Source organism: Staphylococcus sp. Marseille-Q1834, from assembly GCF_916858875.1.
Lineage (GTDB): Bacteria > Bacillota > Bacilli > Staphylococcales > Staphylococcaceae > Staphylococcus > Staphylococcus pragensis.
On the sequence record NZ_CAKASN010000001.1, the window covers coordinates 1,755,465 to 1,768,692 of the forward strand.

A 13,228-nucleotide genomic window follows, 5' to 3' on the forward strand; every position below is an offset into this window, starting at 1 on the left:
CGATAAATTAAATTTACTACAATGCGTTTTTTAAGTCAATACTCTTTTTTGAATTTTCTAACAATTCACAGATATGTATTTCAACTGAATAGAGAGAAATTTCCGCTAAAATTTGTTACAATTAGTAAGTTAAAATTGAGACCAACATAGCTAAATTTTTTAATTGTAAGAAATAATGAATATGTTTGTAGAAGGAATTTTCAAAATAGGAGAGAGCAAAGCAAATGATAAGTATAAAACATTTAAATGACATGAATCGTTTTGCTGGCATATTAGTTAAACATCTTGAATCAGGAGATTTAATTTTATTAAATGGAGATTTAGGCGCAGGTAAAACAACATTAACACAATTTATAGGTAAACATCTTGGCGTAAAACGAAATATTAATTCTCCTACCTTTAATATTATCAAATCGTATAAAGGTCAATCGCTAAAGTTACATCATATGGATTGTTATCGTCTTGAAGATTCTGATGAAGATTTAGGATTTAATGAATATTTTGAAGATGAAGCAATTACCGTGATTGAATGGAGTCAATTTATCGAAGATTTATTACCCGCTACGCAGTTAATTGTTAATATTAAAACTGTGAGTGAAACAGAACGTGAGATTGAATTGATTGCAAAAGGCGATCACTATTCTAAAGTTAAGGAGGAAGTAGAACGTGAATTCACTACTTATTGATACGTCTAATCGTCCGATGTCAATTGCTTTAATGGCTAATGACCAAGTTTTGGCAGAGCAGACTGTTGAAAGTAATAAAGATCACTCCAGTCAATTGATGCCAGGTATTAAAGCGTTATTTGAACAAGCGAATTTAAATAAAGAAGAATTAGATGCGATTGTAGTAGCTAAAGGTCCTGGTTCTTATACAGGTGTTAGAATCGGTGTGACTACTGCTAAAACATTAGCGTATGCTTTAAATACTGACTTATATGGCGTATCTTCATTACAGGCTTTAGCAGCGACAGTAGAAGAAACTAAAGCTCAAGAACGTTTATTAGTACCAGTGTTTGATGCTCGTCGTGAAGCGGTCTATACGGGTGTTTATCAATACGTTGATGGACAATTAAGAACCATTTTAGAAGATCAATATATTTCAATTAAAGAATTATTAGACTGGTTAAACAAACATCAGCAATCGTATTTATTTATTGGAACAGATGCTGAAAAGTTAGCAGAACAATTAAATGGTGATATCCAGGCTAATTTACCGCGTGCAGCTATAATGTATTCATTGATAGCGGAACCTGAAAATATCCATACATTTGTACCCAATTATATTAAAATGTCAGAGGCGGAACGCAATTGGTTAAACCAACAGAATCAGAATTAACGATACGAGCAATGCAAGTTGATGATGTCCCAAGTGTATTTGATATTGAACGTGAAAGTTTTAATGACAGTTCTTGGACAATTGATGCGTTTTATCATGAACTGAATGAAAATAACTTCGCAAAGTATTTTGTTATCATTTTCGAGGGTGAGATTATTGGTTATTTAGGGCTTTGGGTAGTGATTGATCAAGCACAGATTACTACCGTAGCCATTCGAAAAGATTACAGAGGTTATGGATTAGGACAATTATTACTTAAATATGTGATGGATTTCGCGAGTACAACGTGTGACATAATGAGTCTAGAAGTCAGAGTAACGAACGTTGTAGCGCAACATGTCTACACAAACTTAGGGTTCCAATTTGGAGGTAAACGTAAAAATTATTATGGAGAAGGCGAGGATGCGTTAGTTATGTGGGTGAATTTAAATGAATAATGAAACTTTAATATTAGCAGTGGAAACAAGTTGTGATGAAACAAGTGTCAGTGTTATCAAAAATGGCGATACCATATTATCAAATACAGTGTTAAGCCAAATCGAAAGTCATAAACGTTTCGGTGGCGTCGTACCTGAAGTGGCAAGCAGACATCATGTAGAAGGCATCACTGCTACGATTGAAGAAGCGCTTGTAACTGCTGATGTTACAATGAATGAGATTGATGCTATTGCTGTAACACAGGGTCCTGGTTTAATTGGAGCATTGTTAATTGGTATTAATGCTGCGAAAGCTTTAGCATTTGCTTATGACAAACCACTTATTCCGGTTCATCATATTGCTGGTCATATTTATGCGAATCACTTAGAAGAACCTTTAACGTTTCCTTTAATGGCACTTATCGTTTCTGGTGGTCATACTGAATTAGTTTATATGAAAGATCATATGAATTTCGAAGTGATTGGTGAAACTCGTGATGATGCAGTGGGTGAAGCCTATGACAAAGTCGCTAGAACGATTGGCTTACCATATCCAGGTGGTCCAGAAGTAGATAGATTAGCGGCTTTAGGAGAAGATACGTACGATTTTCCAAGAGTATGGTTAGAGAAAGATAGCTATGATTTTAGTTTTAGTGGTTTGAAAAGTGCTGTGATAAATAAATTGCATAATTTAAAACAAAAGAATGAAGAAATCAATAAAGCAAATGTGGCTACTAGTTTCCAAAATAGTGTGGTCGAAGTACTAAGTACGAAAGCAATTCATGCTTGTGAGGAATATCATGTCAATCGTTTAATCGTAGCAGGAGGCGTTGCGAGTAATAAAGGTTTACGTCAACGTTTACAAGAATTATGTGAAGACCATGATATCAAACTATCTATACCAAGCCCTAAATTATGTACAGATAATGCGGCAATGATTGGTGCTGCAGCATACTATTACTATAAAGCTGGTATTACAGCAGATTTAGATTTAAATGGTCAAAATAATATGGATATTGAAGAAGCGACAGTAGAATAATTATAGCTTAGTGTTAAGTATGATGAATGATAGATTCATGTGTACTTAGCACTTTTTTTATTATCAAATACTAAATAGAAATGATTTGAAAATGAGTAAGTCAATAGGGAACATGCGTACTTATCAACAAAATGTGAATAAACTGTGGGTAAGTAGTGCTTAACAATGTGGATATGATATTAATTTTGTGTAAAAGAAATGTAAATACAGAAAATTTGAATTGTGGATAACTAGGATAAGTCTGTGGATACTTGATATATCAGAGTTTTAAGTGTTTATAATATTGTGATTAAAAAATACAAAAAAATAACTAGAAAATTTTAAGTTATTTTCTAGTTATTTAATCTTAGGGATACTTTATAACATTTCTTGTAATTCTTCCCATTCTATCATAACTTGTTCTAATTTCTGTTCGGTCTCAGTTTTTTCATTAGCAAGTTCTGCTGCTTTGATGGGATCATTAAATATTTCAGGTTGTGTAAGTTGTTCGTCAATATGGGTTATATCGTTCTCATATTGTTCTATTTTCTCTTCACATTGCTCGATTTGACGTTCTAATTTACGTTGCTCTCTACGTTGTTGTTTTTGATTATCATAACTACTGATTTGTTTATTGTTAGAAGTTTCATCTGCACCTGTACTAACATCAGTACGTTCCGCTTCAAATGCTTGTAAGGCAGCAGCTTCTTCAGTTTTTTCAATATAGTATTGATAATCACCTAGATACATTTGGCCACCATCTTTATTTAAATCAAATACTTTATTCGCTAATTGATTGATAAAGTAACGATCGTGAGAAACAAATAGAATCGTACCTTCAAAGTGTTGTAAAGCCTGTTCTAACATTTCTTTAGAATCAATGTCCAAATGGTTGGTAGGTTCATCAAGGATTAAAACATTATCTCTTTGTAACATTAATAGTGCTAATTGAAGGCGTGCTTTTTCGCCCCCAGATAAATCGTTGATGATTTTCTTGACGTCATCTTGTACAAATAAAAATCGTCCTAATACTGCTCGGACATCTTTTTCATTCATATTAGGATATTGATCCCAAACATAATCTAAAATGGTCTTATTAGATTTAAATTCAGCTTGTTTTTGATCATAGTACCCAATTTGAAGATTAGCACCGAAGATGACCTCGCCACCTAATTTAGCTTGGCGGTTAGCAATTGTTTTAATGAGTGTTGTTTTCCCTACACCATTTGGGCCAATAATAGCGATATGATCGCCTTTAGTGACTTCGATATTTATAGGTTTGGTAATAGGTGTTTCATAACCAATTTCTAAATTGCGAATATGCATCACATCATTACCAGTGTTGCGATCAAAACCAAATTGAATATTGGCGCTTCTCGCATCCAACATAGGTTTATCAATGCGCTCCATTTTTTCTAACGTTTTACGACGACTTTTAGCCATTCCACTTGTAGATGCACGAGTAATATTTTTCTCTACAAACGTTTCGAGACGCTTAATTTCGTCTTGTTGTTTTTCATATTCTTGCATGCGCTGTTCATAATATTTATCTCGTTGTTCAATGAATTGTTCATAATTACCTACGTAACGTTTAATATCTCCAAGTGCTACATCATAAATTTGTGTCACTATTTTATCTAAGAAGTAACGGTCGTGACTGATAATGACGATGGCACCTTTAAAGTATTTTAAATAATCTTCTAACCATTTAGTCGTTTCTAAATCAAGATGGTTCGTCGGTTCATCTAGTAATAATAAATCAGGCTCACTTAACAACATTTGTGCTAGAGATAAACGTGTTTTTTGGCCTCCACTAAAGTCGTTAATAGGTTTGCTGAAATCTTCTTCTTTAAAATTAAGACCATGCAATACAGTTTTAATCTTACTTTCGTATTGATAGCCCTCAAGTTGTTCAAATTGATTAGATAGCGATTCATAGCGTTCCATATGACGTTGATAATCTTCAGTATCATAATCATTGGCATGCGTTGCTAACCAATCTGTTTCTTCTTTAATTAAACCTTCCATATTTTTAATGTGTTCAAAAGGTTTAGACATTTCTTCAAACACAGTAGATGAAGAATTAAGTGTCATTTGTTGAGTTAAATAACCCACTCGTAAATTTTTGATTTTAGAAATATGGCCACTATCATAATCTTCAGCACCAGCAATAATCTTCATTAAAGTGGATTTGCCAGTACCATTTCGACCAACGACGCCAATACGTTCGCCAGTTTTAACTTCGAAATTGACGTTAGTAAATATATCTTCACCATCGAATGACTTCGAAATGTCATTTAATTGCAACAGTATCATTCAGGTTTCACCTTTCTATTGTTTTAACAAAAGTATTTATCACAAAATAGCCTTATACATTACTCTTTATTTTACCGTATAATAAAGTTACATGAAACTAAGATATTTATTTTTAAAAAGTGTTAGGGTATAATATGTCAGTATTCATTATGGGACATAATATGATTTTAAATAAATGACTAATTGCACGCTAATTAGTTTGGATACATAGATTAAAAAGTTCAAACAAGAGGGGGACAACTTTAATGGCTCAAAATCAAGCTAAAATTCCTCGTGCAACATTGAAACGATTACCATTATATTATAGATTCGTTAACACCTTGAAGACAAAAGGAATTGATCGCGTTAATTCAAAAACTATCAGTGAGGCGCTAAATATTGAATCAGCCACTATTAGAAGGGATTTTTCATACTTTGGTGAGTTAGGGAAAAAAGGTTATGGCTACAATATTGATAGTTTATTTGAATTTTTTAAATCTGAACTTAGCGATAGTGAAGACATCCATATTGCTATAGTCGGAGTAGGGAACTTAGGAAGAGCACTTTTAACATATAACTTTTCGATTCATGATGAAATGACTATTACTGAAGCGTTCGATATTGATAAAGAAATTGTGGGTCAACAAGTCGGTGAAGTTAAAGTGCATCATATGAATGAATTACAACAAGTACTTGAAACACAAGATATCAATGTTGTTATTCTTACTACACCTGAAAAGGTAGCCCAAAGCGTCGTAGATCAACTAGTTGAGGCTAACGTCAAAGGAATATTAAATTTCACGCCTGCTAGAGTAGATGTGCCAAATACCGTTCAAGTCCATCACATTGATTTAGGTATTGAATTACAATCACTTTTATTCTTCATGAAAAACTATTCAAATCAATAAATATTATTCAGAAATCATTCTTTTGTGCAGAAGAATGATTTTTTAATTTCAATAAAATTAATTTCAAAAAAATGTTATTGATAATTAATTGTTAATCTATTATAATACCTTAGTAAATCAATCGGGAAAGGATGTAATTGAATTTGGTTTGGATGATTATTAGTGGCCTAATCGTTGGGATTTTATTAGGCTTTGTCATGCAACGTACACGTTTCTGCTTAACAGGTGGTTTTAGAGATATGTATGTGCAAAAAAATAATAAAATGTTTTATGCTTTATTAGTAGCAATCACTGTCCAAAGTATTGGACTTGTAATATTAACAAGTTTAGGATTAATCGCAATTCCTTATGATACATTTCCTATTTTAGGGACTATTATTGGTTCCTTCATTTTTGGAATAGGTATCGTTCTAGCAGGCGGATGTGCAACTGGAACTTGGTACCGAGCTGGAGAAGGATTAATTGGAAGCTGGATTGCTCTCGTTATGTACGCAGTTACTGCTGCAGTCACTAAAACAGGTGTCTTACTTCCAGTGATGAATTGGATTAACAAACCTACGAAAGTGAATACAAGTATGGCTCAAACTACAGGTATTCCAATGTGGGTGTTAACGATTGTTTTAACTGGTATTACATTATTTGTCGTAGTGAAAACGTTACGTAAGCCTAAACCTAAAATGGCTGTACCGAAACTTAAACAAAAATATACAGGTATTAGACACTATTTATTTGAGAAACGTTACCATCCGTTTGTAGCGGGTATCGCGGTTGGTCTTATAGCATTTATCGCTTGGCCAATGAGTATGTCAACGGGACGTAATCATGGATTAGGCATTACAACACCTTCTGCTAATTTAATTACATTCTTAATTACAGGTGATACAAAATTAGTAGATTGGGGCGTTCTATTAATATTAGGTATCTTCTTAGGATCATATATTGCTGCAAGAGGTTCCCATGAATTTAAATGGCGTTTACCAGATAAACGTACTATCAGAAATAGTGCAATTGGTGGTATTTGCATGGGATTCGGTGCCTCAGTTGCAGGCGGTTGCTCAATTGGTAACGGCTTAGTAGAAACTGCAGTTATGTCTTGGAAAGGCTGGATAGCATTAGCATCTATGATCTTTGGTGTATGGTTCATGAGTTATTTCATTTTTGTAAGACCGATGAAGAAATTACAACAACAAACTACACCGAAGCAAACAAAATCTGCTTCTACTTCTAAACAGCCTCAAACAACGTAAAAAGAATGGATTGGAGGAATAATAATGTTATACGAATTAGGTACAGTGGGCATGGTATGTCCATTCCCATTAATTGAAGCTCAAAAGAAAATGCAAACACTTGAAAATGGTGATGAATTAAAAATAGATTTCGATTGTACCCAAGCGACTGAAGCCATTCCAAACTGGGCAGCAGAACAAGGTTATCCAGTAACAAACTATGAACAATTGGATGATGCTTCATGGACAATTACAGTACAAAAAGCATAAGTAAATTCAAATAGAATAGGCTTTTAACTCATACAGATCAACCTCTTTTGTTATATTATGTAACATATTGTGTCATTTTATCTTACGAATTTTTGCCATATTGAAAAACTAACATTATGATGTTTTCAAAGGAAGTGGTAATTATGAAGATGGATGACACAATTTTTTTATTTCTTTGTACTTTACTCGTGTGGGTAATGACACCGGGATTAAGTTTATTCTACGGTGGTCTCGTACAATCTAAAAACGTACTGAACACAGTAATGCAAAGTATGGCAGCGATGATTATCGTAACTTTCACATGGATAACATTCGGTTTTACATTAAGTTTTGGATCTGGAAATGACTTAATAGGAAACTTTGATTTTATAGGTTTACAACATGTAGGTTTTGCGATTAATCAAGATTTAAGTCCGCATGTTCCGTTTGCCTTATTTATGTTATTTCAAATGATGTTTTGTACTATTGCGGTCTCAATTTTATCTGGTTCCATTGCGGAACGTATGAGATTTATTCCGTTTACAATTTTCATCATTATATGGGTTATCGTTATTTATAGTCCAGTGGCACACTGGGTTTGGGGTGGCGGTTGGATAGGTAAGTTAGGCGCATTAGATTACGCCGGAGGAACTGTTGTACATATTACTTCAGGGGTATCAGGACTTATCTTAGCCATTATGATTGGTAATGGTAAAAAAATCGAAAAAATTCAGCCCCATAATTTATTAATCACATTAATTGGTGGTATTCTCGTTTGGATGGGATGGTATGGATTCAATACTGGTAGTGCCTATGCATTTAATGATGTTGCATTAGCTTCATTTGTAAACACTGTAATTGCAGCTAGCGGCGGTGCTTTCAGTTGGTTAGTTCTAGAATACATAGTAACGAAAAAACTTAGCCTCCTTGGATTATTATCAGGGGTCCTTGCAGGATTAGTAGCTATTACTCCTGCGGCAGGATATGTAAGCTATTTAAATGCATATATCATTTCAAATTGCGGTGGTATCGCATGCTACTTTGTTATTAACATTATTAAAGAGAAGTTCAAATATAATGACACATTAGATGCGTTTGGTATTCACGGTGTAGGCGGTGTAGTTGGAGCAGTGCTTACCGGCGTATTCCAATCTCACGCTGTTAATGGAGATATAGACAATGGTCTTGTATACACTGGTAATATCCATGCAGTGTTCGTGCAATTTATTGCAGTAGTAGTGGTTGTTATTTATACCATTTTTGTAACTTGGGTTATTGGAAAAGTGTTACAACACCTGATGCCATTAGCAACTACTGAAGAAGAAGACGAAACAGGATTAGATGAAATTGTTCACGGTGAGAAAGCATACTTTTACGGTGAGCTTAATAAATTAAATAAAAGATATTAATATATATTTTGAAACAGCCTATCCCTAAGTTGAAAATTAGTATTTTAAGCGATTACAATTGTGATAAAATATATCTTAAATGGCTACAAATTTAGGTGATTAAATTAATGAAAAATATATCAGATATCGCAAAATTAGCGGGAGTCTCTAAAAGCACAGTCTCCCGCTTTTTAAATAATGGGTCTGTAAGTGCAAAAACAAAAGATAAATTGAGTCGTATTATTGCAGAACATGATTATCAACCTAATCAATTCGCTCAAAGTTTACGTGCGAAACATACAAATATTATTGGAGCAATCATTCCACGCATGAACTCTCATGCAGTAGATGAAACCGTTAAAGGCATTGTAAGTGTGTGTCAGCAGCACCAGTATCAATTACTGTTAAATTATACAGGATTAGATATTAATGCTGAGATTGCAGCACTTGAAACCTTTTCAAGAAGCAAGGTGGATGGCATTATACTCATGGCTACAACGTTAACTGCTCAACATCTTGAAGTAATACAAAAAATCGATGTGCCTATTATTCTTGTGGGACAGTCGCATAAACACATGCATAGTATCGTTCACGATGATTATCAAGCAGGATACTTAGTGGGGGAAATGATTGGTCAACAGCAACTTCAAAATCTTTGTTTCTTTGGTGTTACGGAAGATGATATTGCTGTGGGGATAGAACGTAAACAGGGCTTAATTGAGGCGCTTAAGCAATATCATATTCATCCTCAAATATTTGAGACTTCATTTAAGTATGAAGAAGCGAAACGTGATGTTGCAGAAATGCTTCAAACTATGCCTCGGATGGATGCACTTATTGGTGCGACTGATTCGATTGCTTTAGCGATACATAATTATTGTGTCCAAACCGATTATGCTAAACAAATGCCATCTATCTATGGATTTGGTGGTGATCCGATGACGCAATTGGTATCCCCAGAGATTATCACAGTTAAATTTAATTATTTTGAAGCGGGAACACAAGCTATGAAACAGTTACATGATTTAATTTTTTCGGAAAAGGAAGCATCAAAAACGCTCATTTCTGTCGAATTATAAAATAAATATTTAAATGTGGGACCGATACCAATAGAAATGATAAAATGAAATAAACAATAATCTCTATCATTGGAGGGATAACATGGCTGAATGGTCAAGAGAAGAACGTTATCGTCGTTTAGAGGACGTTGAATCAACACAATTAGAAGACTTAAAACATCAAGTCGCATCATCTAAATACCGTCAAACATTTCATATTCAACCTGAGACAGGACTGCTTAACGATCCAAACGGTTTAATCTATTTGGATGGCAAGTATTATATTTCTCATCAGTGGTTTCCTTTAGGTGCTGTTCATGGTTTGAAATACTGGTTTAATTATACTAGTAATGACCTAGTAACTTTCGAGCCTCAAGGCCCAGTACTTAAGCCTGATACGGTATATGATAGTCATGGTGTTTATAGTGGGAGTGCCTTTGAACATGAGGGGCAGTTATATTATATGTATACTGGTAATCATCGCGATGAGCATTGGGAGCGCTATGCTAGTCAAATGATAGCCAAAGTAGATAAGGATGGTACAGTTCACAAATTTGAAAAGCCTGTCATTGCACACCAACCTGAGGGCTATACAAGTCATTTTAGAGACCCTAAAGTATTTGAACATGATGGTGAGTTCTATGCTATCATTGGCGTCCAAAATAACAATGAATTAGGTCGGTTTTTACTATATAGAACAGTAGAACGTCAACTGGAGCATTGGGAATTTGTAGGTGAGCTTCACACTAGTTTGGAAGATTTCGGCTACATGTGGGAATGCCCTGATTACTTCAAATTAGATGGGGAAGATGTCATTTTATTTAGTCCTCAAGGTCTAGATGCCAAAGGAGATAAATTTAGAAATATTTATCAGTCCGGTTATATGATTGGCGAATTAGATTTTGATTCTCTAAGTTTTGAACATAATGAATTTATTGAATTAGATAATGGATTTGATTTTTATGCGCCACAAACATTTGTTGATGAACATGGCAAACGCATATTAATTGGATGGATGGGCTTGCCAGAAATTAATTATCCAACTGATTCAGAAGGATGGGCACATTGTTTAACGATTCCTCGTGAATTATCTGTTGAAGAGGGTAAGTTGAGACAACGTCCTCATCAAGCGCTTGAGAAGTTACGCACGAACAAAGAAACTGCATTAGGTTATGCTGATAAATTTTCCCGTATGTTACATCCTTATGAAGGCACGCATTATGAATTAAATATTGAAATTTTGGAAAATGAAGCATCAGAAATCTATTTTGAATTACGTACTTCCAAAAAATGTTCAACTCTGATTACATACAATACGAGAGAACAAAAAATCACATTAGATCGTTCAGAAAGTGGTTTGTTACCGGATAATGTAACAGATATGACGCGTAGCACTATTTTAGATACGCCACTTACAAATTTACAAATTTTTGTAGACACATCGAGTGTAGAAATATTCTGTAACGATGGCGAACGTGTACTTACATCGCGAATTTTTCCAGATGAAGCAGCAACAGGAATTAAAACATCTACTATGTCAGGACAAGTATATTTACAATTTACGAAATATGAACTTAAAGGTGAGAGATAAATGAGAAAATTATATGCACTAGGCGAAGCATTAATAGATTTTATTCCTAATGTCACTAACTCTGAATTGAAAGACGTCACTCAATTTAGTCGTCAAGTAGGGGGCGCACCCGCGAATGTTGCGAGTGTGACTCAAAAACTAGGCGCTAATGCTGAAATGGTAACACAACTTGGTCACGATGCATTTGGCGATATTATTGTAGAAACGTTAGACCAACTTGGCGTAGGTACACAGTATATTAGAAGAACTAACGAGGCGAATACGGCACTAGCATTTGTAAGTCTAAAAGAAGACGGGCAACGTGATTTTTCATTTTATCGTAAGCCCTCAGCAGATATGTTATATCAACCATCTTACTTAGACGAAATTACAATTTCAGAACATGATATTTTACATTTTTGTTCAGTCGATTTAGTAGAAAGTGAGATGAAAGCGTCTCACAAAGTAATGATTGATAAATTCGAAGCTGCCAATGGTATCGTTGTTTTTGATCCAAACGTAAGATTACCATTATGGGATAGTGCAGAGGCATGTAAAGCGGCGATTCAAGAATTTATTCCTAAAGCACACGTTATTAAAGTCTCTGATGAAGAAATCGAGTTCATTACTGGTAAAGCAGATGAATCAGAAGCGATTCAATCATTATTTACAGGTAATGTTGAAGCAGTCATTTATACACAAGGTCCTAAAGGAGCTACCATTTTCTTGAAAAATGGGGAAACTATTCATCACGACGGTTATAAAGTGAAAGCAATTGATACAACTGGTGCAGGAGATGCCTTTATAGGAGCGGTAATTAGTAGAATGTTAAATAGTTCAACAACTGATATTACGGCACTATTTGAACAGGAAGGTCACAACATACTTAAATTCAGTAACTTAGTAGCAGCTAAAGTGACGACTCAATATGGTGCGATTGAAAGTATCCCTACACTAGAAGAAGTAACGAAAGATCTTAAGTAGATAATATATAAGCACCAACTATGACAAATGTCATCAGTTGGTGCTTTTGTATGTCTATATTTTTTTTACATTACGAACGGAAGCGTAACAATGTTCACCATTTTTAAAGTTAACGATACGTTCTTTTGAATCGATTGATTCGATATTGTGGCGATTGACGACAAAACTGTTATGACATCTAAAGAAGCGGTCATCTAACTGAGCAAGTTCTTTAAGATTGCCATAAAATTCAATTTGACGGTTATCTAGATGTGCAATTAAGCGATGTGACTTAGTTGATGATTCAAAGAACATCACATCATCATATTGTACATAAATAGAATTGCTACCACGTTTTAATTCGATCGTTTCTACATTACTTTCTTTTGAAAGTAACTTTAAGCGTGTATGCGCAGTTTCTAAACAATCGATAATTCTTGTTTTTAACTGACTAGGGTCATCTTTGAAAATAAAATCCATCGCAGATACTTTATAAACAAATGTTAAATAGGTTAATTCGCTATGACTTGTCACAAAAATGATATTGCCAATCGGGTCATATTTACGGATTTCACTACCTAATTTAATACCGTTCATATCGGCTTCTAATTGAATATCTAAGAAATAGCAACCTACATCATTCATTTCTTTCGATTGCTCTATAACCTCATAAGGATCATCTGTAGCTAACGCAATTTCCATTGGTTTTTCCTCAATCATTATATAATTGTTAATAATTGAAACCATATTTTCACGTTGTTTTTCATCATCTTCACAAATGAATATTTTCATCATTACA

The 13,228-nt window shown here is 34.2% G+C and carries 13 protein-coding genes; 11 read left to right on the forward strand and 2 right to left on the reverse strand.

The window, feature by feature from the left end:
- Nucleotides 1-224 precede the first annotated feature (224 nt).
- From tsaE to tsaD, 4 genes are read left to right on the forward strand one after another with little or no spacing between them, the layout of a single operon-like run.
- Nucleotides 225-686: a tRNA (adenosine(37)-N6)-threonylcarbamoyltransferase complex ATPase subunit type 1 TsaE gene (gene tsaE, locus LIX58_RS08725; protein ID WP_154838388.1), complete on the forward strand. Its 462-nt coding sequence runs from the start codon at nucleotides 225-227 to the stop codon at nucleotides 684-686.
- Nucleotides 667-1,338, forward strand: a complete 672-nt coding sequence (gene tsaB / locus LIX58_RS08730) for a tRNA (adenosine(37)-N6)-threonylcarbamoyltransferase complex dimerization subunit type 1 TsaB (protein ID WP_154838387.1) — start codon at nucleotides 667-669, stop codon at nucleotides 1,336-1,338. The genes tsaE and tsaB overlap by 20 nt, the downstream gene beginning before the upstream one ends.
- Nucleotides 1,311-1,775 (forward strand): ribosomal protein S18-alanine N-acetyltransferase, encoded by a 465-nt coding sequence (rimI, locus tag LIX58_RS08735; protein WP_154838386.1) that lies wholly within the window; start codon nucleotides 1,311-1,313, stop codon nucleotides 1,773-1,775. The genes tsaB and rimI overlap by 28 nt, the downstream gene beginning before the upstream one ends.
- On the forward strand, nucleotides 1,768-2,793 hold the full coding sequence (gene tsaD, locus LIX58_RS08740) for a tRNA (adenosine(37)-N6)-threonylcarbamoyltransferase complex transferase subunit TsaD (RefSeq protein ID WP_154838385.1): 1,026 nt from the start codon (nucleotides 1,768-1,770) through the stop codon (nucleotides 2,791-2,793). Before rimI ends, tsaD begins: the two co-directional genes overlap by 8 nt.
- A 357-nt stretch (nucleotides 2,794-3,150) precedes the next feature.
- Here the strand turns inward: tsaD and abc-f are convergent, their stop codons facing one another.
- The gene (gene abc-f / locus LIX58_RS08745) at nucleotides 3,151-5,088 is read right to left on the reverse strand and encodes a ribosomal protection-like ABC-F family protein (protein WP_154838384.1); all 1,938 of its coding nucleotides are present in this window, start codon (nucleotides 5,086-5,088) and stop codon (nucleotides 3,151-3,153) included.
- Between the two features lie 245 nt (nucleotides 5,089-5,333).
- On the opposite strand from abc-f, the gene LIX58_RS08750 reads away from it, so the two are divergent.
- The 7 genes from LIX58_RS08750 (at nucleotide 5,334) to LIX58_RS08780 (ending at nucleotide 12,450) form a co-directional block, all read left to right on the forward strand.
- Complete coding sequence (locus tag LIX58_RS08750) at nucleotides 5,334-5,975, forward strand: redox-sensing transcriptional repressor Rex (RefSeq protein ID WP_154838383.1); 642 nt, start codon at nucleotides 5,334-5,336, stop codon at nucleotides 5,973-5,975.
- Nucleotides 5,976-6,127: 152 nt separating this feature from the next.
- Nucleotides 6,128-7,222 (forward strand): YeeE/YedE family protein, encoded by a 1,095-nt coding sequence (locus LIX58_RS08755; protein ID WP_186805212.1) that lies wholly within the window; start codon nucleotides 6,128-6,130, stop codon nucleotides 7,220-7,222.
- Between the two features lie 24 nt (nucleotides 7,223-7,246).
- Entirely contained in the window at nucleotides 7,247-7,471 is a 225-nt protein-coding gene (locus LIX58_RS08760; protein WP_103296997.1) for a sulfurtransferase TusA family protein, read from the forward strand.
- A 143-nt stretch (nucleotides 7,472-7,614) separates the two neighbouring features.
- The gene (locus tag LIX58_RS08765) at nucleotides 7,615-8,859 is read left to right on the forward strand and encodes an ammonium transporter (protein WP_154838381.1); all 1,245 of its coding nucleotides are present in this window, start codon (nucleotides 7,615-7,617) and stop codon (nucleotides 8,857-8,859) included.
- 107 nt (nucleotides 8,860-8,966) lie between these two features.
- On the forward strand, nucleotides 8,967-9,917 hold the full coding sequence (locus LIX58_RS08770; protein ID WP_154838380.1) for a LacI family DNA-binding transcriptional regulator: 951 nt from the start codon (nucleotides 8,967-8,969) through the stop codon (nucleotides 9,915-9,917).
- A gap of 82 nt (nucleotides 9,918-9,999) precedes the next feature.
- On the forward strand, nucleotides 10,000-11,487 hold the full coding sequence (locus LIX58_RS08775) for a sucrose-6-phosphate hydrolase (protein ID WP_154838379.1): 1,488 nt from the start codon (nucleotides 10,000-10,002) through the stop codon (nucleotides 11,485-11,487).
- A complete protein-coding gene (locus tag LIX58_RS08780) occupies nucleotides 11,488-12,450 on the forward strand; it encodes a carbohydrate kinase family protein (RefSeq protein ID WP_154838378.1) in 963 nt (320 codons plus the stop codon).
- Between the two features lie 54 nt (nucleotides 12,451-12,504).
- Here LIX58_RS08780 and agrA read toward each other — a convergent pair whose 3' ends face one another.
- Entirely contained in the window at nucleotides 12,505-13,221 is a 717-nt protein-coding gene (agrA, locus tag LIX58_RS08785) for a quorum-sensing response regulator AgrA (RefSeq protein WP_126565909.1), read from the reverse strand.
- Between the last annotated feature and the right edge of the window lie 7 nt (nucleotides 13,222-13,228).

What these genes read in the sequence shown, in the direction of transcription:
- LIX58_RS08770 (WP_154838380.1), top strand. Translation starts at nt 8,967, where the DNA reads ATGAAAAATATATCAGATATCGCAAAATTAGCGGGAGTCTCTAAAAGC.
- LIX58_RS08750 (WP_154838383.1), top strand. Translation starts at nt 5,334, where the DNA reads ATGGCTCAAAATCAAGCTAAAATTCCTCGTGCAACATTGAAACGATTA.
- LIX58_RS08780 (WP_154838378.1), top strand. Translation starts at nt 11,488, where the DNA reads ATGAGAAAATTATATGCACTAGGCGAAGCATTAATAGATTTTATTCCT.
- agrA (WP_126565909.1), bottom strand. Translation starts at nt 13,221, where the DNA reads ATGAAAATATTCATTTGTGAAGATGATGAAAAACAACGTGAAAATATG.
- tsaE (WP_154838388.1), top strand. Translation starts at nt 225, where the DNA reads ATGATAAGTATAAAACATTTAAATGACATGAATCGTTTTGCTGGCATA.
- LIX58_RS08775 (WP_154838379.1), top strand. Translation starts at nt 10,000, where the DNA reads ATGGCTGAATGGTCAAGAGAAGAACGTTATCGTCGTTTAGAGGACGTT.
- LIX58_RS08755 (WP_186805212.1), top strand. Translation starts at nt 6,128, where the DNA reads ATGATTATTAGTGGCCTAATCGTTGGGATTTTATTAGGCTTTGTCATG.
- tsaD (WP_154838385.1), top strand. Translation starts at nt 1,768, where the DNA reads ATGAATAATGAAACTTTAATATTAGCAGTGGAAACAAGTTGTGATGAA.
- LIX58_RS08765 (WP_154838381.1), top strand. Translation starts at nt 7,615, where the DNA reads ATGAAGATGGATGACACAATTTTTTTATTTCTTTGTACTTTACTCGTG.
- abc-f (WP_154838384.1), bottom strand. Translation starts at nt 5,088, where the DNA reads ATGATACTGTTGCAATTAAATGACATTTCGAAGTCATTCGATGGTGAA.
- LIX58_RS08760 (WP_103296997.1), top strand. Translation starts at nt 7,247, where the DNA reads ATGTTATACGAATTAGGTACAGTGGGCATGGTATGTCCATTCCCATTA.